Raw genomic sequence first — 20,980 nt, 5'->3', positions numbered from 1 at the left:
TCCGTCGTCGGCAGCGTCAGATGTGTATAAGAGACAGCCCCACCGTCGAGTCCGCAGAGATTGCATGCGACACGCCGGGGGAGCGTGCAATCTCTGCGTACTCGACAGTGGGGCTCGGGGTTACGCGGAGTCGGAGGTGGGGGCGTGGCGGTCGAGGAAGGCGTAGACCTCGGTGGGGTCGACACCCGGGAAGGTGCCGGTCGGGAGCGCGGCGAGCAGGGAGGTGGGGGTCCGGGCCGCGGGCCACGCCATCCCCTCCCAGCGGCCGGCGAGAGCGGTGGGCGGCCGACGGCAGCACGATTCGTCGGGGCACCGGGAGACGGCGCGATGAGCGGTCTCGCGGCCGCGGAACCACTTCACGTGCGCGAACGGCACGCCGACGCTGACGGAGTAGTCGCCCTCCTTCGCCTTCTCGACGCGTGACGTGCACCAGAAGGTTCCGCTCGGCGTGTCCGTGTACTGGTAGTACGGACTGAAGCGGTCGGCGACGTCGAACACGGTGCGTGCGGTCCAGCTGCGGCACACCGGCGTCCCCTCGACCGCGCCGAGCGCATCGGACGGGAAGGCGACCGAGTCGTTCTCGTACGCCTTGATGATCGTCCCCGACTCGTGCACCTTCATGAAGTGCACCGGGATGCCGAGCCGCGCGGTGGCGAGGTTGGTGAACCGGTGCGCCGCCGTCTCGTACGACACCGCGAACGCATCCCGGAGGTCCTCCATCGAGATGCGGCGGAAGTTCTTGGCCTCGGTGAGGAACGCGACCGCATCCTTCGCGGGCAGCAGGAGTGCCGCCGTCAGGTAGTTGGTCTCGATGCGCTGCCGCAGAAAATCGGCGTAGTTTCCCGGCTCGTCGTGATCGAGCAGGTGCGAGGCGAACGCCTGCAGGATGGGCGAGCGCGAGTCGCGGGAGGCCGACCGCTCGGTCGGCAGGTAGATGCGTCCGTTCCGCCGGTCGGTGACCGAGCGGGTGGAGTGCGGCAGGTCTCCGACGTAGTGCAGCGAGTAGCCGAGGTGGTCGGCCATGTCGGACACCGTCTGGTGCGAGACCGGCCCGCCGGTGTGCCCGACGACCGCGAGGAGCTTCGCTGCGATGGCCTCGAGTTCGGGGAAGTGGTTGTCGCGCGCCCGCATGGTGGCGCGCAGTTCCGCATTGGCGCGCCGCGCCTCCTCGGGCGTCGCGGCCCGCTCCCGGTGCAGCCGCTCCACCTCCTGGTGCAGGGCGAGGATGGCGTGCAGCGTCGTGTCGGGCACGGTTCGCGAGACGCGGGTCGGCTCGATGCCGAGGGAGGCGAACACCGGTCCGCGCTGCGCCCGCTCGACCGCGATCTCGAGTGCCGCGCGCTCGTCGGGCGCCTCCGGCGCGAGCAGGTCGTCGACCGTCACCTCGAGCGCCGCGGCGATCCCGCGCAGCAGGGCGAGACGCGGCTCGCGGTTGCCGTTCTCGATCGTCGACACCTGCGACGGCGCCCGGTCGACGGCCGCGGCCAGCGCCTCCAGCGTCATCCCGCGCTTCTGGCGGAACGCACGGATGCGCCGGCCCAGGGTGAGCGCGTCGGCTGCGGGGTGGTCGTCGTGCACGTCCTCGATGACGGTCATGGTGGCCATCGTGACACTGCGCCGAAGTTCTGGCAAACAGAAGAACGGGCGGATTTCTCCCGATGGATGTGGATGCGCGGCGCGCGGCAGGGCGAAGGATCGAGTCATCCGATCCGAGAGATCCCGACCGATGGAGGTCCCCATGCCAGAGCAGCCGATCCCCGAGCAGCCGATGCCGGAGCAGCCGACACCCGAGCAGCCGACGCCAGCAGACCGCACGCCGGCCCACCGCCCCGGCGACACCATCCAGACCGCCGCCGAACTGCAGCTGGAGTGGGATGCCGACGCGCGCTGGTCCGGCATCCGCCGCGACTACACGGCGGCCGACGTCGTGGCCCTCCGCGGCCCGGTCCGCGAGGAGCAGACGCTCGCCCGCCGCGGCGCCGAGCGGCTCTGGGAGCTCCTCCAGCGCGAAGGCACGCCCGGCGACCCGCGCTGGGTGGCCGCCCTCGGGGCGCTGACCGGCAACCAGGCGGTGCAGCAGGTCCGCGCGGGCCTGCAGGCGATCTACCTGTCCGGCTGGCAGGTTGCCGCCGACGCGAATCTCGCCGGGCAGACCTACCCCGACCAGAGCCTGTACCCGGTCAATTCGGTGCCCGCCGTGGTCCGCCGCATCAACAACGCGCTCCTGCGCGCGGGCCAGGTCGAGGGAACCGACGGCCCGGTGTCCGAGTGGATGGCGCCCATCGTCGCCGACGCCGAGGCCGGTTTCGGCGGTCCCCTCAACGCCTACGAGCTGATGCACGCGATGATCCAGGCGGGCGCTGCGGGCGTCCACTGGGAGGACCAGCTGGCGAGCGAGAAGAAGTGCGGGCACATGGGCGGCAAGGTCCTCATCCCGACCGGGCAGCACATCCGCACGCTCAACGCTGCACGCCTCGCCGCGGACGTTGCAGGGGTCCCGACCATCGTGATCGCCCGGACGGATGCGCTGGCCGCGACGCTGCTGACGAGCGACCACGACGAGCGGGACCGGCCCTTCCTCACCGGGACCCGGACCGCCGAGGGCTTCTACGAGGTCACCAACGGCATCGAGCCGGTCATCGCCCGCGGACTCGCGTATGCGCCCTACGCCGACCTGCTCTGGGTGGAGTCCGCCGAACCGGACCTCGACCTCGCCCGTCGATTCGCCGAAGCGGTGCACGCCGAGTTCCCGGGCAAGAAGCTCGCCTACAACTGCTCCCCGTCGTTCAACTGGCGCAGCCATCTCGACGACGAGACCATCGCCCGGTTCCAGCGGGAGCTCGCGGCGATGGGATACGCCTTCCAATTCATCACGCTGGCCGGCTTCCACGCCCTCAACCACTCCATGTTCACGCTCGCCCGGGACTACGCCACCCGGCAGATGAGCGCCTACGTCGACCTGCAGGATGCGGAATTCGCCTCCGAGGCCGACGGCTACACCGCCACCCGCCACCAGCGGGAGGTCGGCACCGGCTACTTCGACCGCATCGCGACCGCGCTCAACCCCGACAGCGCCACGCTCGCCCTGGTCGGCTCCACCGAAGCACACCAGTTCTGACCCCAGCCGCAGCTGTTCCTGAAGGAGACACGCACATGATCGAGATAACCGGGCCGCGCATCGACGGCACCGACCACATCCTCACCCCGGAGGCGATCGCCTTCATCGACCACCTGCACCAGGCCTTCGCCGGCCGGCGCCAGGAACTGCTGGCGGCACGCCAGCGGCACCGTGCGGATGCCGGGAACGGCCGCGACCCGCGATTCCTGAGCAGCACCGCCGCGATCCGCGATGACGACTCCTGGCGCGTCGCCGGAGCGGGTCCCGCCCTCGCGGACCGCCGTGTCGAGATCACCGGACCCACCGATCCCAAGATGGCGATCAACGCGCTCAACTCCGGCGCCCGCGTCTGGCTCGCCGACCTGGAGGACGCGACCAGCCCCACCTGGGAGAACATCGTCGGCGGCCAGCGGACGTTGCACGACGCCGTCCGCGGACGCCTCGCCTTCACCAGCCCCGAGGGCAAGGAGTACCGGGTCACCACGCCGTTCGCCCACACGCCGACGATCGTGATGCGCCCGCGCGGCTGGCACCTGGTCGAGAAGCACCTCGCGTTCACCGACCGGGCCGGGCGCACATCGCCCGCCAGCGCCTCCCTCACCGACTTCGGCCTGTACTTCTGGCACAACGCGCAGGCCCTGGTGGATGCGGGACGCGGCCCCTACTTCTACCTGCCGAAGCTGGAGTCGCACCACGAGGCGCGGCTGTGGAACGACATCTTCGTCTTCGCGCAGCAGCGCATCGGGATGCCCGTCGGCACCATCCGCGCGACCGTGCTGATCGAGACGATCCCGGCGGCGTTCGAGATGGACGAGATCCTCTACGAACTGCGCGAGCACTGCGCGGGCCTCAACGCGGGACGCTGGGACTACATCTTCTCCATGATCAAGACGTTCCAGGGCCGCGGGCGCCGGTTCGCGTTCGGAGACCGCGACCGCATCACGATGACGGTCCCCTTCATGCGCGCCTACACCGAGCTGCTGGTCGCGACCTGTCATCGCCGCGGGGCGCACGCGATCGGCGGGATGAGCGCGTTCATCCCGAACCGCCGGGATGCCGAGGCCACGACGCGCGCGCTGGCGCGGGTCGCGGAGGACAAGCGGCGCGAGGCCGGAGACGGCTTCGACGGCACCTGGGTGGCGCATCCCGACCTCATCCCGACGGCTCTCGCCGAGTTCGACGCGGTCCTAGGGGAGCGGCCCCACCAGGTGTCGCGGCGGCGGGACGAGGTGCGGGTCAGCGCTGACGACCTGCTCGCCGTGGGCGACGCCGACGCGACCGTGACGGATGCGGGGGTTCGGTCGAACGTCTCGGTCGCGCTGCGGTACATCGAAGCCTGGCTCCGCGGAACCGGAGCCGTCGCGATCGACGGGCTGATGGAGGATGCGGCGACGGCCGAGATCTCCCGCGCGCTGCTGCGGCAGTGGATCGACAACCGGATCGTCACGGCGGAGGGCACGCCCGTCTCGCACGAGACGGTCGCGCGCATCCTGGAGGAGGAGCTCTCACGACTGGACGACGAGGGCACCCGGTTCGCGGACGCCGCCGAGCTGCTGCGTCAGGTCGCACTGGGGGAGGAGTTCCCAACGTTCCTCACGATCCCGGCCTACGCGCGGTATCTGGTGGATGCGGGCACGCCGGACCTGGCGCTCGCCGGCTGACCGATCACGGATGGTGCTCGAGGTACTCCTCGAGCACCTTTCCGTGGTTCACCTCCGGGTCGCGAAGCCCGACCAGCAGCGTGATCACGGGATGCTGTCGCGCCAGCGTCCGCAACTCGTCGACGGCCGGATTCGTGTCGAGCTCGCTCTCGTAGCGAGCGCGGAACTCGTCGAAGGCCTCGTGCTCGCCGGCCGGGTCCTGATGGAACCACCGGCGCAGCTCCGTGGAGGGCGCCACCTCCTTCAGCCACAGGTCGATGTCGGCGCGCTCCTTGCTGAGACCCCTCGGCCAGAGCCGGTCGACGAGCACGCGGAAACCGTCCTCGGGTGCCGGCGGATCGTAGATGCGCTTCACTGCGAACACGTGATGCCCCTCTCTTCTGTGGCTCGCCGGTCGCTCACTCGCCGGCCAGTAGCGTGTCCGTCTCCGCCGCCCGCGGTGCGGTCGCCGGTCCGCGTCGCGAGACGGAGAGCGCCGCCGCCGCGTTCGCCCGCCGTGCGGCCTCGAGCGGCGGGAGGCCGCGGGTCAGCGCGGCGGCCAGAACGCCTCCGAACGCATCGCCCGCACCCGTCGTATCGACCGCGGTGACGGGGAACGCCGGCAGATGCGTCGGCGCCGGCTCCTCCGTGGCGACCCAGCATCCCGACGCCCCATCGCGCACCACGGCGACCCCGCCCGTGCGCAGCATCCCGCGCAGGGCTCCGGCCGCCGGAGCGGGATGCGTGTTGCTGCGGAGGATGCGGGCTTCGCGCGCGTTCGTGCTGAGCACGTCCGTCCGGCGCAGCGTCGCCTCGAGCAGGTCGGCGTCGAGCGAGCCGACCAGCGGCGACGGGTCGAACACCACCTGGGTCTCACTCCGTAGCGTCGTGAGCCAGCCGGCAACGGCGGCGCCTGCGACGGGATGGGCGAGGCTGTACCCGGACACGTACACGACATCGCTCGCCGTGGGTCGTACCGCATCCAGGTCGGCGCGGGACAGCATCCCCTCGGCGCCGGGAGCCGTGACGAACGTGCGCTCGGCGTCCGCGTCGACCAGGACCACGCAGTAGCCGTTGTCGGCGGACTCCAGAGGCGGGTTGGCGACGCCGATCCCCTCCCGCCAGAGCGCCTCGGCCACGACTTCGCCGAAGGGTCCGCTGCCCGATCGGCCGGCGAAGACCACCTCCGCACCGTCGCGCGCGGCCGCCGCCATGACGTTGAAGCCGCCGCCCGCGGACATCCCGGCCGACGAGGCCAGGACGTCGCCGCCGCGCTCGGGAAGCGCATCCACCTGCAGCAGCAGATCGACCACGACCGTCCCGGTGAAGATCAGGCGTCCGTCAGCCATGTCGCGTCCTCAGCTGCAGCAGTCCGTCGACGAGCCGCTCGAAGTCCAGAGCGTTCACGCGGCGGACGGTGTCCAGGGCCGTCCGCGGCCAGTCCGCAGCGCCGGTCGCGCCGAGCACCGCACCGGCCATCGCAGCGATGGTGTCGGTGTCGCCGCCGAGACCTGCGGCACGGCAGAGCGTGTCCCACGCCGCATCCGGATCGGTGGCCTCGCCGCTCTCGACGGTCACGGCGACCAGCGCGAGTGCCGCGACCACCGACTCCTGGGCGGCGACGGAGGTGCCGATCACCTCCGCGAGCGCGTCGTCCTGCTCATCGGCGGAGAGGCCGAGGAGGAAGGGGACGGCCCACGCCAGCCGCTCGGCGATGTCGCCGCCCGCGACCCAGTGGCCGCGCCGACCGCCTTCGCGGGCCGCCGCGACCGCCAGCTCCAGAGCCTCCGGCGTGTCGGCGCCGTCGATCCCGGCGCTCACCGCCGCGCCCACGGCGGCGGCGCTCGCGATCCCGATCCCGGTGTTGTGCGTCAGCGTGCTCACCTGGGCCACCGCATCCACGAATTCGCCGAGCGGTTCTACGGGGACGGCGATCCCGACGGGCGCGATCCGCATGGCGGCGCCGTTCGTCGCGCCGAACCGTCCGGCTTCCTCGGGCGGCATGCCGTCCTGGAGGCGCTGCAGCGCCGCGCGGGTGCTGGGACCGAGGAGGTCGAGCGAGCCCCGGGCCTCCATCGCCCGCTCCCAGGCGAGGAGCTCGGCGGCGAAGGCGGCCGGACGTACGGTGCCGCCGCCGTCGATGAGCAGCCGCGCGAGCAGCACGGCCTGCTCGGTGTCGTCCGTCACGGAGCCGGCCGGCATGCCCGCGGCGATCTGCTGGTGGGGGCCTGCTGCCACGAGGCCACCGATGCGGCCGTGGTCGGCGTGGATGCGGTCGCGCGACATCGACTGCGTCGGCATCCCGAGAGCGTCGCCCAGCGCCAGCCCGTGAAGGGCCGCGAGAGACCGGGCGCGTGCGCTGTCCCTCACAGCGCCGCCACCGCGCGGACCCGCGCGTCGGACGGTTCAGGGGTGCGGATGATGCTCACGGCTGCCTCCTTGCGTGCTGTGCTCCCATTCTCGCGCGCTCGGCGTGCCACGTGTCGCCCGCCTCCCGGTCGCCGCGCCTCGTGTCTCCGCCGCGCCGCCGTCGAGTCCGCAGAGACTGCACGCCGCCTCGGCGTGTCGCGTGCAATCTGTGCGGACTCGAGGTGGGGGGAAATGGTGGGTGGCGCTCAGTGCGCGAAGGCCGGCGCCTCCGCGGGGAGGTCGGCGGGCTTGCGCAGGAAGAAGGAGCCGGCGACGGCGAACAGGGAGATGATCGCGCCGGCCACGAAGGCGGCGCGGATCCCGCCGGCCTGCGCCGCGTCCACCCCAGCGCCGCCGGCGGCGAGCCCGGTGGCCTGCAGAGTGAGGACCGCGATGAGGAGAGCCGTGCCCGCCGCCCCGCCGACCTGCTGGATCGTGCCGAGGATGGCGCTGCCGTGCGAGTAGAGGTGCGGTGGCACCGCTCCCAGCCCGGCCGTGAACAGCGGGGTGAACATCATCGAGAGCCCCAGGCTCATCACGACGTGCGCCGCGATGACGAGGCCGACCGGCGTGTGCTCGGTGAGCATGGTCAGCGACCACAGCACGAGGCTGACCAGGATCGACCCGGGAACGACGAGGACCCGCGGATCGTAGCGGTCGTACAGCCGCCCGACGAATGGCGACGCGAGCCCCATGATGAGTCCGCCCGGGAGCAGGATGAGCCCGGTGGACAGCGTGTCGAGGTGCAGCACGTGCTGGAGGTACAGCGGAAGCACGATGATGACGCCGAACATGGATGCGGTGGTGATCGACATCAGGGCGATCGACACCGTGAAGATCGGGTAGCGGAAGGTCCGCAGGTCGAGCAGGGCGCGGTCCCGTCGCTGCAGGAGCAGCTGCCGGGTGATGAAGGCAGCGAGACCGATCACGCCGACCACCAGTGAGCCCCAGAGCATGAACGGGCTTGCGGACGCGGGCCCGGACTCGCCGGAGAGGGTCAGCCCGTAGACCAGCCCTCCGAAGCCGAACGCCGACAGGATCACCGAGATCACGTCGATCCGCACCTTCTGCGGCTCGGTCACGTTCTCGACGAACCGCATGCCGACCAGCAGCATCACCAGGGCGATCGGCAGCACGATCAGGAAGATCCACCGCCACGCCAGGAAGTTGAGGATGAGGCCGGAGATCGTCGGTCCGATCGCCGGAGCGACCGAGATGACGATCGAGACGTTGCCCATCGTCCGGCCGCGCATCGCCGGGGGCACCAGCGTCATCAGCGTGGTCATGAGCAGCGGGATCATGATGGCCGTGCCGCTTGCCTGGATCACGCGCGCGGCCACGAGCACCGGGAACCCCGGCGCGAGCGCCGCGGCCAGCGTGCCGAGCGAGAACAAGGACATGGCGGCGATGAACATCTGCCGGGTCGTGTAGCGCTGCAGCAGGAAGCCGGTGATCGGGATGACCACCGCCATCGTCAGCATGAAGGCCGTCGAGAGCCACTGCGCGGCAAGCGCATCGATGTGCAGGTCGTCCATCAGCCGGGGGATGGCGACCGCCATGATCGTCTCGTTGAGGATCACCACGAACGTGGCCACCAGGAGCAGCCAGATCACCCGCTGGTCGCGCGGCGAGATGCGTGGTGCGGGGTCGGCGGGCAGCGGGAGGGCGCCGGCATCGATCGAAGGCGCAGGTGAGGTCTTCTCAGTCACCGGTACACCGTATCGACCAGCACCGACATCGCGAGTGTCGTTCTCGTGAACTGTGGAGAAGTTCGCTCTGCGCAGAACAGGGGAATAAACGTCCCTTAATCAAAATGCAACCCTGGGGTTGCAGCAACCGAAGAGATATGCAACCCTGGAGTTGCACGCCGAAGAGTTCGGCACATCCACGAGGAGGCACCATGACCGAGAATCCCGCATCCGTGGTCGACGCAGACGCGTTCACCGTCACCCGCACCGTCCACATCCAGGCGCCCGTCGAGAAGGTCTGGTCCGCCGTGACCAAGCCGGAGCACATCTCGCAGTGGTTTGGGCGCATCGAGCTCGACGGCTCCGGTCCGGGCGCGCGAGGCACCATCTTCTTCGAGGGCTACGACCCGACCCCGGTCATCGTCGAGCATGTGGATGCGCCGCGCAGCGTCTCCTACCGCTGGGGCCAGCAGGACACCTCCACCGTCTTCACCTTCACGCTCGCCTCGCTCGCGGACGGGACGCAGCTCACCGTCGAGGAATCCGGGTTCGAGCGGACCACTGCGCCCGCCGAGGAGATGGCCGACCACGCCGGAGGCTGGGTCTCCGAGCTCGACAAGCTCGTCGTGTTCGCGGAGCGCTCGGAATGACGGAGACGCTCGTCTCCGTCTTCGCTGCGCTCGGGGACGAGACGCGGTGGAGCGTGCTGGAAGCACTGGGGGAGGGGGACGCCTCCGCGTCCGCCCTCGCCGACCGCCTCCCGGTGAGCCGTCAAGCGATCGCCAAGCACCTCGCGGTCCTCGAGGCGGTCGGCGTGGTCGAACCGGTGCGGGTCGGCAGGGAGGTGCGCTACCGCGTCCTCGGCGCGCAGCTGAATGCGACCGCACGCCGGCTCGAGAGCATCGGCGCGAAGTGGGATCGCCGCCTCGCCGCGATCAAGGAGATCGCCGAGACGCTGTGACCCCGGACCGGGACCGGGATGGGTGGCCGCCGCACATCGGCGGCCGCCCCTGGTCGCACGTCGGCCGCCGCGCCACCATCCACCCCCGGCCCGCCGCTCACCCCGACAGCCCGCGCACCACGCGCACTGCCTCGCCCACAGCAGGCGCGACCGCCGCGAGCTGCGCCGCCGACACCTCGGGTCCCCACGAGAACCGCACGGCGGTCCGCGCCACGTCCTCCGCGTACCCGAGCGCCAGCAGCACGTGCGACGCATCCTCGCTGCCGGCCGCGCAGGCCGATCCGCTGGAGGAGACCACGCCACGTCGTTCCAGCTCCAGGAGCACGGCCTCGCCGTTCGTGCCCGGGAAGACGAACGAGGCGCTTCCCGGCAGCCGCGACGAGGGATGCCCGGTGAGCGCCGCCCCCGGCGCCTCCGTGAGCACGGCGGCCACGAACGCATCCCGTGCCTCCGCCGCTGCACGCGCCCGCGCATCCATGCCGTCCGATGCCAGTCGCGCCGCCATGGCCAGCCCGACTGCTCCGGCGACGTTCTCCGTTCCCGACCGCCGGCCCCTCTCCTGTCCACCCCCGTGGATCACGGCCTCCAGCGGGATGCGCCCGCGCACGAACAGGGCGCCCACCCCCTTGGGGGCGCCGAGCTTGTGGCCGGAGACGCTGAGCGCATCCACCCCCAGCGTCCCGACGTCGAGCGGCAGCCAGCCTGCCGCCTGGACGGCGTCCGTGTGGAGGGGGATGCCGTGCTCATGCGCAAGACCGGCGAGCGCCGCGATCGGCTGCACCGTCCCGATCTCGTTGTTCGCGAGCATCACTGAAGCCAGGGTGGTGTCGGGCCGGAGCGCCGCCGCGAAATCCGCAGGCGCCACCATCCCGTCACGGCCGACCGGGACGAACGTGACCGCGAAGCCGTGCAGGCGCACCAGATAGTCCACGGACTCGAGGATGGCCTCGTGCTCGATCCTCGTCGTCACGAGGTGCCGGCCGCGCGGGTTCGCCAGCGCGATGCCCTTCACGGCGAGATTGTCCGCCTCCGTGCCTCCGGAGGTGAAGGTCACCTCCGACGCACGGCAGCCCAGCCAGGATGCGACCGCCCCCCGCACGTCCGCGAGGGCGTGCGCCGCCGACTCGCCCACGCTGTGGTGGCTGGACGGATTGCCGAAGTCGCCGGTCAGGTACGGCCACATCGCCTCCAGCACCTCGCGGCGGACCGGTGAGGTGGCGGCGGCGTCGAGGTAGATCACTCCACCACCACGTCCAGTCCCAGGTCGAGCGAGCGGACGCTGTGGGTGAGGGAGCCTGCCGAGATGACGTCGACGCCGGTCTCGGCGATGCTGCGGACCGTGGCGAGGCTGACGTTTCCGCTCGCCTCCACGATCGCCCGGCCCCCGACGCGTGCGACGCCCTCGCGGAGCTCGTCGAGGGTGAAGTTGTCGAGCATGATCGTGTCCACGCCCGCGGCCAGCACCGGCTCGATCTGGTCGATCCGGTCGACCTCGACCTCCAGGTGGGTGGTGTGGGAGAGCTGCTCGCGCACGCGCAGCAGGGCCTCGGTCACCGTCAGCCCGGTCTGGGCGGTGAGGACGGCGAGGTGGTTGTCCTTGGCCATGACGGCGTCGGAGAGCGAGTACCGGTGGTTGTGGCCGCCGCCCGCCCGCACGGCGTGACGTTCGAACGCCCGCAGGCCGGGCGTGGTCTTGCGGGTGTCCACGATCCGCGCGGATGTGTGGGCCACCTCGGCGACGAAGGCGGCCGTGAGCGTGGCGATGCCGCTCATCCGCTGGGTGAAGTTGAGCGCGACGCGCTCGCCCTGCAGCACGGAGCGCGCCGGTCCGGTCACCGTTGCCAGCGCATCCCCGGCCGCGAAGGCGGCGCCGTCCGGGACGTGGAGGGTCACTTCGATGGAGGGGTCCGTGAGCGTCATCGCCGCCGCGAAGACCTCGCCGCCCGCGAAGGTGCCAGGCTCGCGCGCGACCGCCTCCGGAATCAGCAGCTGACTGGTCACATCGCCCCACGGCGCGTCCTCGACGAGGGCGGCCTGGACGACGGTGTGGATGAGCTGGCGGGTCAGCATGCTGCGGAAACCTCGAGACGGGTCGACTGCGGAACAAGGACGGTGTGGGCCGGCGTGTCGTCGGCCGGGAGCGGGAAGTCGGACCGGAAGTGCGCGCCTCGTGACTCCGCGCGGGCGAGCGCTGCCGCCACGACGAGCCGCGCCAGCGTGAGGAGGTTCGCGTCCTCGCCCGAGGTGGGGCCGGCGGAGACCGGATCGGCGGTCGCCGCGAGTTCCTCCGCCGCCGTTGCGAGCCGGGCGCCGTCGCGGTGGACGCCCGCCGCCTCCCACATCAGCCGCTGCAACCGCTCGCGGTCGTAGGGGAGGGATGCGGGATGCGCGTCCGCGCCGCCCGAACGCGCATCGGCATCCGAACGCGCCGCGCCCGCGATCGCGCCGTCCTGCACCCAGGCCGGCGACGCCATCCACGGCTCGTCGATCGCCCCGGCGGCGCGGTGCGCGAACACCAGCCCCTCCAGCAGCGAGTTGGAGGCGAGCCGGTTCCCGCCATGCGCTCCGGTGCAGGCCACCTCGCCGACGGCGAAGAGCCCGGGGACGCTGGTCCGCCCCTCCGTGTCCGTCGCCACGCCGCCCATGGCGTAGTGCGCCGCGGGCGTGACCGGAATCGGCGAGCGGCCCCAGTCGTAGCCCGTCGCGCGGCACGCCGCATCGATCGTGGGGAAGCGGCGGGCGAGGAAGTCCGCACCCAGCGCCGTGGCATCCAGCAGCACGGGATGCCCGCCCTGCGCGGCCATCTCGACCGCGATGCCGCGGGCGACCACGTCGCGCGGTGCCAGCTCCCCATCCGGATGGACGTCGAGCATGAAGCGCTCGCCGGCGGCGTTGCGGAGGACCGCTCCTTCGCCGCGCACCGCCTCCGAGACGAGGAAGGCACCCGCGGTGCCGCCCGCGACCGAGGCGGCGAGTGCGGTCGGGTGGAACTGGGTGAACTCCACGTCGGCGAGCACGGCGCCCGCGCGCCACGCGGCGGCCACGCCGTCTCCGGTGGCCACCGCCGGGTTGGTGGTGTGCGCGTAGAGCTGCCCCCACCCGCCGGTCGCCAGGATCACCGCGTCGGCGTCCACGGCGAGGTCCGCTCCCTCCGCCGGGCGCAACGACACCCCGGCGGCTCGGCCGTCGCGCAGGATCACGTCGCGCAGGAAGACGCCCTCGACGACCGGGATGCCCGCCGCCCGGACGGCCGCGACCAGCGCGCGCTCGAGCTCGGCACCGGTCGCATCGCCGCCCGCGTGGAGCACCCGGGCAGAGGAGTGCGCCGCCTCCAGCCCGCGGGCGAGTGTGTCGCCGTCGCGGTCGAACGCGGCGCCCCGCGCGATCAGCTCGCGGACGCGATCCGGTCCGTCGGCGCAGAGCGCCTCCACCGCCTCCCGCACATTCAGCCCGGCGCCGGCGCGCAGAGTGTCCGCGACGTGCGCCGCCACGCTGTCGTCCGGGAACAGCGCTGCGGCGATCCCGCCCTGCGCATACCGGGTGCTGCCGTCCGACAGCGCGGACTTGGTGACGATCGTCACCTCGTGCCCGAGCACGTGTGCCCGGAGCGCGGCCGTGAGGCCCGCGATCCCGCTGCCGACGACGACGACGCGGCTCATGTCAGGCCGCCATCGTGGTGTCGGGCCGCGCGGCGAGCATCCGCTCGAGGGCCACCCGTGCCGGCTCGGCGACCGTCGCAGGCACGCTCACCTGGTTGAGCACCTCGCCGCGCACCAGTCCCTCCAGGACCCAGGCCAGGTAGCCGGGGTGGATGCGGTACATCGTCGAGCAGGGGCACACGACCGCGTCGAGGCAGAAGATGGTGTGCTGCGGGAACTGCGCTGCCAGTCGCTGCACCAGGTTGATCTCGGTGCCGATCGCGAACGTGGAGCCCGCCGGCGCCGCCTGGATCGCCTTCACGATGTAGTCGGTCGAGCCGTACTCGTCGGCCGCATCCACCACCTCCATCGGGCACTCGGGATGCACGATCACCCGGACCCCGGGGAACTCGGCCCGCGCGTGCTCGATCTGGCCGACCGTGAAGCGCTTGTGCACCGAGCAGAAGCCGTGCCACAGGATGACCTGCGCCTCCTCGAGGGTCTCGGCGTCCGTCCCGCCCCAGGCCTTGCGCGGGTTCCAGAGCGGCATCCGCTCGAGGGGCACGCCCATCGCCTTGGCCGTGTTGCGGCCCAGGTGCTGGTCGGGGAAGAAGAGGACGCGCTGTCCCCGCTCGAACGCCCACTGCAGCACGGTGGCGGCGTTCGAGGAGGTGCACACGATCCCGCCGTGCTCGCCGCAGAACGCCTTCAGAGCGGCCGACGAGTTCATGTAGGTCACCGGGATGACCGGGACGCGGCCCTCCGCATCGGGCTCGGTGCCGTACAGCTCCTCCAGCTGCTCCCAGCACTCCTGCACCGAGTCGAGATCGGCCATGTCGGCCATCGAGCATCCCGCGGCCAGGTTCGGGAGGATGACGCGCTGGTCGGGACGCGAAACGATGTCCGCCGTCTCGGCCATGAAGTGGACGCCGCAGAAGACGATGGCCTCCGCCTCCGGCCGGGCCTTCGCGGCGTTCGCGAGCTGGAACGAGTCGCCCACGAAGTCGGCGTACTGCACCACCTCCTCGCGCTGGTAGAAGTGGCCCATGACGGCGACGCGGTCGCCCAGCGTCTCTTTGGCGACCCGGATGCGCTCGGCCAGCTCCTGCGCGGAGGCGGTGCGGTACTCCTCCGGGAGCTCGCCCTGACGCGGCGTCTGCGGCGGGATCGGATCGGCCATGGATGCGCCAGGACCGTAGGAGGGCGGCGCCGCGTCGAACGCCCACGGCGCCTCCGCCAGCTCGGGCGTGCAGGTCTCGCCGGCGAGTTCGCCTGCGGCGATGAGCCGGATGGTGGTGTCGACCGAAGCTGTGGTCATGATTCGCTTCTTCCTTCGAACGGATGCTGCTGGCGGGGAAGCGGCCCCGCGTCGGCGAGGTCGATCTGGTCGTTGTAGCGGTACAGCCGCGGCGGCCGGTGGGGGGTTCCGGTCAGGTATTCGTCGGTGGCGACGACGGAGCCGGATCCCTCGATCGTGCGCCGGAAGTTCGCCGGGTCGAGGGGCTTCCCGAGCACGGCTTCGTGCACGGCGCGGAGCTGGGCCAGGGTGAAGCGGTCGCCGAGGAACGCGTGGGCGATCCGCGAGTACTCCATCTTGGTGCGCAGCCGCCAGAGCGCGTACTCGACGATGAGGTTGTGGTCGAACGCCAGCTCCGGGAGCTCGTCGGCCGGGAACCAGCGGACGTTCTCGCCGACGCTCGCGCGCTCCGCCTCCTCGCTGCGGACCAGCGCCCAGTACACGACGGAGACGACGCGCTCGGCGCCGGGGGAGCGGTCGGCGTCCCCGAAGGCGTACAGCTGCTCCAGGTAGCGCGGGGTGAGGCCGGTCGTGTCGTTGAGGGTGCGGGCGGCGGCGAAGGCGAGGTCCTCGCCGACGCGCAACGGGCCTCCCGGCAGTGCCCACCGCCCGCCGAACGGCTCCCGGATGCGTCGCACCAGCGGCAGCCAGACCTGGGGCACTCCGGCGGTCTCGTCGTCCGTGCGCAGCGCGAAGATGACCGTCGACACGGCGAGGATCGCGCTCTCGCGCTCATGCCGTGCCGCCATGCCGCACTCCCACCTAAAGGTCAACGTGACTCTAACGTTCGCACCATCTTAGTGTCATCCAGACCCGAACCACAAACCGATGCATCGAGTGGTCCCAACACGCCGTGTCGAATGCCGCCGATACGGCGTGTTCGGACCACTCGCCGCATGGGTTGCCCCTCGCGCAATGAAAGTGTTTTTGTGCTACAAAATGAAGCGGATTTGAATAGTGTCGAGGGATGCCACCGCCACATGGGAGCCCGCATTGACCGACGATGACATCGACTACGAGGCGCTCGCCGCACGCCTGACCGACCCCGACGTCCCACTTACTCCGACGGGCAAGGCCCTCTTCGGTGAGGACGCCGCTCGCGCCGGTAGGACATTCATGCTGGAGCAATACGGCAGCGAAGAGGCGCTGGAACGCGCGATGAAGCCCGGCCGTCCTGCGCTGGGCGAGCCCGGCGAGGGACCCTCTCCCACCGTTCGGGCGCGTGTCTCGCGGCACGACTTCGATGAGCTAGCCCGGCTTCGCGCCGAGACCGGCCGGACCGAAGCCGATCTCCTCCGTGAGGGCGTGCAGCTGCTGCTGGAGCGATACAAGCACGCGAGCTGATCTTCGGGCGCGGAGCGCGGGGTCGCCGAACCGGATATGCTGGCCGACATCCAACTGAATACCGGGCCAACGAGGTCGATGCGGGAGAGTCGCACGCGCAGGCGGGCGACACCGAAGGAGCAATCCTCCCCGACAATCTCTCAGGTACGCGTACCGCATCGAACTGGCCACTCTGAAAAGCAGGACGGCGCCCGCCGTCCTCGCCCACGGTGAAAGCCACGTCATCCAGCAGGATGCCGCGGTGAAACTCTCAGGCCGGATGACAGAGGGGGAGTTCTTTCCGGGAGCGTCGTCGCTCCCGCCGCCCCCGGCCGGATGGCCGGCGAATCGGAGAACTCATGACCTCGCAGCAGAGCCACGAAGCGCAGCAGCACGAAGCGCAGCAGCACGAAGCGCCGAGCCCACGCACGTCCCCGCTCCACGCCGCCCACATCGCGGCCGGCGCCTCGTTCACCGACTTCGCGGGATGGCAGATGCCGGTCCGCTACTCGTCCGATCTGGCCGAGCACCACGCCGTCCGCACGGCCGCCGGCCTCTTCGATCTCTCGCACATGGGCGAGATCGTCGTCCTGGGACCGGAGGCGGGACAGGCGCTCGACTACGCACTCGCCGGGAAGCTCTCCTCGGTCGCGGTGGACCAGGCCAAGTACAGCCTCCTGCTCTCCCGCACCGGCGGAATCGTGGATGACCTGGTCGTCTACCGCACGGGCGACGACCGCTACATGGTGGTCGCGAACGCCTCCAACCGGGATGCGGTGGCGCAGGAGCTGCGCGACCGCACGGCGCCGTTCGACGTCGAGGTGTTCGACGAGTCCGACGACATCGCCCTCATCGCCGTCCAGGGCCCGGCCGCGCTCTCCATCCTCCTCGCGACGCCGGGCCTCGCCGCCGACGACGGCGCCCTCGACGGGGAGGACTTCGGGGAACGCCTCTCGGCTCTGAAGTACTACCGCTCGCTGCCGGCGGAGTTCCAGACGCGTCCCGCGCTCATCGCCCGCACCGGCTACACCGGCGAGGACGGGTTCGAGCTGTACGTCGCCCCCGACGACGCCCGCGCCCTCTGGGATGCGCTGCTGGAGGCCGGTGCCGAGCAGGATCTCGTCCCGGCGGGCCTCGCCAGTCGCGACACCCTCCGGCTCGAAGCGGGGATGCCGCTGTACGGCCACGAGCTCGGCCTCGCCACGATGCCGGCGCAGGCGGGTCTCGGGCGCGTCGTCAACCTCGCCAAGGAGACCGACTTCGTCGGCCGGGCCGCCAGCGAAGAGGGACCCGATGCCCAGGCGCCCGTCCTCGTCGGCCTCGCGGGAGAAGGCAAGCGCGCCGCCCGCGCCGGCTACCCCGTCTTCGCCCGCGACGACAGCACGGGGGAGGACGCGGAGGTCGGGATCGTCACCTCCGGCGCGCTCTCTCCCACGCTCGGCGTGCCGATCGCGATGGCGTACGTCGCGCCCCGCTTCGCCCGCGAGAACACCGTCCTCGACGTGGATGTGCGCGGCTCCCGCTTGAAGTTCACCGTCACCGCCCTCCCCTTCTACAGCAGAAAGAAGCGCTAGCCATGGCCGCAGAACGAGACCTGAAGTACACCGCCGAGCACGAGTGGCTCCTCGTCGAGGGCGACGTGGCGACCGTCGGCATCACCGCCTACGCCGCCGAGAAGCTGGGCGACGTCGTGTTCGTCGAGCTGCCGGAGGTCGGCAGCGACGTGACCGCCGGCCGCGTCGTCGGCGAGATCGAGTCGACGAAGTCCGTCGGCGAGCTGTTCGCGCCGGTCGACGGCACGGTCGCCGAGGCGAACACGGCCGTGGTGGATGCTCCCGAGCTCGTCAACTCCGACCCTTTCGGCAACGGCTGGCTGGTGAAGGTCCGCTTCACCGAGCTGCCCGCGAACCTCCTGAGCTACGACGAGTACGCCGCCCTGACCGGCGAGTAAGGCTTCGACCCTGAAATGACCGACCTCGCAATGCCCGATCAGTTCGTGACGCGTCACATCGGCGCCGATGAAGCTTCGCAGAGCACCATGCTTTCCGCGATCGGCGCCGCGGCCTCCCGCGACTGGTCCTCCGTCGAGGACCTCGTGGCTGCGGCCGTCCCCGACTCGATCCGCATCGACGGCGACCGCCTCTCGGCGCTGCCCGCGCCGCTGAGCGAACGCGCCGCCCTCCGCGAGCTGCGCGCGATCGCGTCGCGCAACACCGTGAACCGCAGCCTCATCGGTCTCGGCTACTACGGCACCATCACGCCGGCGGTGATCAAGCGGAACGTGCTCGAGAATCCGGGCTGGTACACCGCCTACACGCCGTACCAGCCGGAGATCTCACAGGGCCGGCTGGAGGCGCTGATCAACTTCCAGACGATGGTCTCCGACCTCACAGGGCTCGACACGGCCAACGCGTCGATGCTCGACGAGGGCACCGCGGTGGTGGAGGGGATGCTGCTGGCGCGCCGCGCATCCAAGGCGTCGTCCGGCCGGTTCATCGTGGATGCCGACACCTTCCCGCAGACCCTCGCCCTGCTGCGCAACCGGGCGGAGGCGGTCGGTATTCAGCTCGTCGTGCTCGATCTGGCCGGCCTGGCCGCCGACGCGCCCGAGCTGTCGGACGCGTTCGGGCTGTTCGTCCAGTACCCCGGCGCCTCCGGGCGCGTCTGGGATCCGAGCGCGGTCATCCGCACGGCGAAGGAGGCGGGCGCGGTCATCGTCGCCGCAGCGGACCTTCTCGCGCTGACCCTGCTGCGCGCGCCGGGCGAGCTCGGCGCGGATGTCGCGGTCGGCACGAGCCAGCGCTTCGGCGTCCCGATGGGCTTCGGCGGCCCCCACGCCGGCTACATGGCCGTGCGGAAGGGCCTGGAGCGGCAGCTTCCCGGCCGCCTCGTCGGCGTCTCGCAGGATGCCGTCGGCAAGCCCGCCTACCGGCTGACCCTCCAGACGCGCGAGCAGCACATCCGGCGCGAGAAGGCGACCTCCAACATCTGCACCGCCCAGGTGCTCCTCGCCGTCATGGCGGCGATGTACGCGGTGTACCACGGCCCGGCGGGACTCCGTGCGATCGGTCGGCAGGTGCACCTCTCGACGGCGGCGGTCGCTCGTGCGCTCCGCGCCGCCGGCGTCGAGGTCATGTCGCGATCGTTCTTCGACACCCTCCAGGTCGAGGTGGATGACGCGGCGACCGTCGTCGCCCGGGCGCACGACCGGGGTCTTCTGCTGCACGCCACCGACGCGGGCCTCGTCTCGCTCAGCATCGACGAGGAGTCGGCGGCCGACCTCCGTGATGGATCCTTCCCGCTGGCGGACCTGATCGAGGCGCTCGGCGGGACGGTCGACGGCGAGGCCCTCCTCGACCTCGGCGCCGAGGAATCGTTCGACGCCGCCGTCGCGCGCGACACCGGCTATCTGACGCATCCCGTCTTCAACACGCACCACTCCGAGACCGCGATGATGCGCTACCTGCGCCTCCTGCAGGACCGCGACTACGCCCTCGACCGCGGCATGATCCCGCTCGGCTCCTGCACCATGAAGCTGAACGCCGCGACCGAGATGGAGGCGGTGACGTGGCCCGAGTTCGCGGCCCTCCATCCCTTCGCCCCGGCCTCCGACGTCGCCGGCTCGCTCGAGCTGATCGACGAGCTGGAGCGCTGGCTCGCCGACGTCACCGGATACGACACCGTCTCGCTGCAGCCGAACGCCGGCAGCCAGGGTGAGCTGGCCGGACTGCTCGCGATCCGCGGGTACCACCGCTCACGCGGCGACGACCGGCGGACGGTCTGCCTCATCCCGCAGTCCGCCCACGGCACGAACGCGGCCTCTGCGGTGCTCGCCGGGATGAGCGTCGTGGTCGTCGCGACCGATGAGCTCGGAAACGTCGACCTCGACGATCTGCGTGCCAAGATCGTGCAGCACGCGGATGCGCTGGCGGCCCTGATGATCACCTACCCGTCGACGCACGGCGTCTACGAGCACGAGGTCGTGGCCATCACGCAGGCCGTCCACGACGCCGGCGGCCAGGTCTACGTCGACGGTGCGAACCTGAACGCGCTGCTCGGCTACGCGCGGTTCGGCGACTTCGGCGGCGACGTCAGCCACCTCAACCTGCACAAGACCTTCTGCATCCCGCACGGCGGCGGCGGACCCGGGGTCGGGCCGGTCGCGGCGAAGGCGCATCTCGCACCGTTCCTGCCCGGGCATCCGCTCGCTCAGGATGCGACGCATCCACTCGTGGGCGGCGGCCGGGTCGAGCACGGCGGAGCGCCCGTCTCGGCGGCGCCCTACGGCAGCCCCAGCATCCTTCCGATCAGCTGGGCGTACGTGCGGATGATGGGCGCCGAGGGCCTCAAGGAGGCGACCGGCGCAGCCGTCCTGGCCGCCAATTACGTCGCCGCGCGCCTGCGCGAGTCCTTCCCGGTGCTCTATGCGGGGGAGGACGGCCTCGTCGCGCACGAGTGCATCCTGGACGTGCGCCCGCTCACGGAGCGGACCGGCGTGACGGTGGACGATGTCGCCAAGCGGCTCATCGACTACGGCTTCCACGCACCGACCATGTCGTTTCCGGTCGCCGGCACCCTCATGGTGGAGCCGACGGAGAGCGAGGACCTCGCCGAGCTCGACCGCTTCGTGGCCGCGATGGCGGCGATCCGCGCGGAGGCGGACGCCGTCGCCTCCGGCGACTGGCCCTCGGACGACAACCCGCTGCGCAACGCACCGCACACGGCCGAGTCGGTCGTCTCGTCGGACTGGGGGCACCCCTACTCCCGCGAGCAGGCCGTCTACCCCGTCCCGGCCCTCGTCCGCGCCAAGTACTGGCCTCCCGTCCGCCGCGTCGACCAGGCCTACGGCGACCGCAACCTCTTCTGCGCCTGTCTCTTATACACATCTGACGCTGCCGACGACGGA

General features: G+C 71.3%; 18 protein-coding genes and 2 riboswitches. Of the genes, 8 read left to right on the top strand and 10 right to left on the bottom strand.

All coding sequences use genetic code 11. The annotated features are described in order from the left end of the window. Positions 1–120: 120 nt before the first annotated feature. Positions 121–1,605, bottom strand: a complete 1,485-nt coding sequence (locus ACPYOG_RS13245) for a helix-turn-helix domain-containing protein (RefSeq protein ID WP_481294656.1) — start codon at positions 1,603–1,605, stop codon at positions 121–123. Between the two features lie 163 nt (positions 1,606–1,768). On the opposite strand from ACPYOG_RS13245, the gene aceA reads away from it, so the two are divergent. Next, positions 1,769–3,118, top strand: coding sequence for an isocitrate lyase (aceA, locus tag ACPYOG_RS13240; protein ID WP_481294658.1), 1,350 nt, complete (start codon positions 1,769–1,771; stop codon positions 3,116–3,118). A 35-nt stretch (positions 3,119–3,153) separates the two neighbouring features. Beyond that, positions 3,154–4,779, top strand: a complete 1,626-nt coding sequence (gene aceB, locus ACPYOG_RS13235; RefSeq protein WP_481294655.1) for a malate synthase A — start codon at positions 3,154–3,156, stop codon at positions 4,777–4,779. Positions 4,780–4,783: 4 nt separating this feature from the next. On the opposite strand, the gene ACPYOG_RS13230 is transcribed toward aceB, so the two are convergent. The 4 genes from ACPYOG_RS13230 to ACPYOG_RS13215 all read right to left on the bottom strand — a co-directional run bounded on the left by ACPYOG_RS13230 (position 4,784) and on the right by ACPYOG_RS13215 (position 8,876). Beyond that, positions 4,784–5,143: a DUF488 domain-containing protein gene (locus tag ACPYOG_RS13230; RefSeq protein WP_481294654.1), complete on the bottom strand. Its 360-nt coding sequence runs from the start codon at positions 5,141–5,143 to the stop codon at positions 4,784–4,786. A gap of 34 nt (positions 5,144–5,177) precedes the next feature. Next, positions 5,178–6,107 carry a PfkB family carbohydrate kinase gene (locus ACPYOG_RS13225; protein WP_481294653.1) on the bottom strand — a complete coding sequence of 310 codons (930 nt, stop codon included), beginning with the start codon at positions 6,105–6,107 and terminating at the stop codon, positions 5,178–5,180. After that, positions 6,100–7,128: an ADP-ribosylglycohydrolase family protein gene (locus ACPYOG_RS13220; protein WP_481294652.1), complete on the bottom strand. Its 1,029-nt coding sequence runs from the start codon at positions 7,126–7,128 to the stop codon at positions 6,100–6,102. Before ACPYOG_RS13220 ends, ACPYOG_RS13225 begins: the two co-directional genes overlap by 8 nt. 245 nt (positions 7,129–7,373) lie before the next feature. Next, positions 7,374–8,876, bottom strand: a complete 1,503-nt coding sequence (locus ACPYOG_RS13215) for an MDR family MFS transporter (RefSeq protein WP_481294651.1) — start codon at positions 8,874–8,876, stop codon at positions 7,374–7,376. A 191-nt stretch (positions 8,877–9,067) separates the two neighbouring features. Here ACPYOG_RS13215 and ACPYOG_RS13210 point away from each other — a divergent pair, with 191 nt between their 5' ends. Next, a complete protein-coding gene (locus ACPYOG_RS13210; RefSeq protein WP_481294650.1) occupies positions 9,068–9,505 on the top strand; it encodes an SRPBCC domain-containing protein in 438 nt (145 codons plus the stop codon). Further along, the gene (locus ACPYOG_RS13205) at positions 9,502–9,816 is read left to right on the top strand and encodes an ArsR/SmtB family transcription factor (protein ID WP_481294649.1); all 315 of its coding nucleotides are present in this window, start codon (positions 9,502–9,504) and stop codon (positions 9,814–9,816) included. The genes ACPYOG_RS13210 and ACPYOG_RS13205 overlap by 4 nt, the downstream gene beginning before the upstream one ends. A 97-nt stretch (positions 9,817–9,913) precedes the next feature. On the opposite strand, the gene ACPYOG_RS13200 is transcribed toward ACPYOG_RS13205, so the two are convergent. The 5 genes from ACPYOG_RS13200 to ACPYOG_RS13180 are packed head-to-tail and all read right to left on the bottom strand — an operon-like array spanning position 9,914 to position 15,500. Beyond that, complete coding sequence (locus ACPYOG_RS13200) at positions 9,914–11,056, bottom strand: cysteine desulfurase family protein (RefSeq protein ID WP_481294648.1); 1,143 nt, start codon at positions 11,054–11,056, stop codon at positions 9,914–9,916. Next, on the bottom strand, positions 11,053–11,886 hold the full coding sequence (nadC, locus tag ACPYOG_RS13195; protein ID WP_481294647.1) for a carboxylating nicotinate-nucleotide diphosphorylase: 834 nt from the start codon (positions 11,884–11,886) through the stop codon (positions 11,053–11,055). Before nadC ends, ACPYOG_RS13200 begins: the two co-directional genes overlap by 4 nt. Beyond that, complete coding sequence (gene nadB / locus ACPYOG_RS13190; protein ID WP_481294646.1) at positions 11,880–13,475, bottom strand: L-aspartate oxidase; 1,596 nt, start codon at positions 13,473–13,475, stop codon at positions 11,880–11,882. Before nadB ends, nadC begins: the two co-directional genes overlap by 7 nt. A gap of 1 nt (position 13,476) precedes the next feature. Next, complete coding sequence (nadA, locus tag ACPYOG_RS13185; RefSeq protein ID WP_481294645.1) at positions 13,477–14,772, bottom strand: quinolinate synthase NadA; 1,296 nt, start codon at positions 14,770–14,772, stop codon at positions 13,477–13,479. Continuing rightward, the gene (locus ACPYOG_RS13180) at positions 14,769–15,500 is read right to left on the bottom strand and encodes an NUDIX hydrolase (protein WP_481294644.1); all 732 of its coding nucleotides are present in this window, start codon (positions 15,498–15,500) and stop codon (positions 14,769–14,771) included. The genes nadA and ACPYOG_RS13180 overlap by 4 nt, the downstream gene beginning before the upstream one ends. Positions 15,501–15,744: 244 nt before the next feature. On the opposite strand from ACPYOG_RS13180, the gene ACPYOG_RS13175 reads away from it, so the two are divergent. From ACPYOG_RS13175 to gcvP, 4 genes are all read left to right on the top strand, one after another. Further along, on the top strand, positions 15,745–16,095 hold the full coding sequence (locus ACPYOG_RS13175) for a hypothetical protein (RefSeq protein WP_481294643.1): 351 nt from the start codon (positions 15,745–15,747) through the stop codon (positions 16,093–16,095). A gap of 71 nt (positions 16,096–16,166) precedes the next feature. Further along, a riboswitch (glycine riboswitch) is annotated at positions 16,167–16,261 on the top strand. A gap of 1 nt (position 16,262) precedes the next feature. Further along, a riboswitch (glycine riboswitch) is annotated at positions 16,263–16,368 on the top strand. Between the two features lie 65 nt (positions 16,369–16,433). Beyond that, on the top strand, positions 16,434–17,648 hold the full coding sequence (gcvT, locus tag ACPYOG_RS13170) for a glycine cleavage system aminomethyltransferase GcvT (protein ID WP_481294642.1): 1,215 nt from the start codon (positions 16,434–16,436) through the stop codon (positions 17,646–17,648). 2 nt (positions 17,649–17,650) lie between these two features. After that, positions 17,651–18,025: a glycine cleavage system protein GcvH gene (gene gcvH, locus ACPYOG_RS13165; protein WP_481294641.1), complete on the top strand. Its 375-nt coding sequence runs from the start codon at positions 17,651–17,653 to the stop codon at positions 18,023–18,025. Between the two features lie 30 nt (positions 18,026–18,055). Beyond that, positions 18,056–20,980: aminomethyl-transferring glycine dehydrogenase (gcvP, locus tag ACPYOG_RS13160; RefSeq protein WP_481294657.1), on the top strand; the 2,925-nt coding region annotated here is incomplete at its 3' end.

It is taken from the genome of Leifsonia sp. HAY1-4F, from assembly GCF_056755275.1.
Note: the sequence above shows the minus strand (reverse complement) of the source record. Positions and strands in the feature narration are given on the sequence as shown.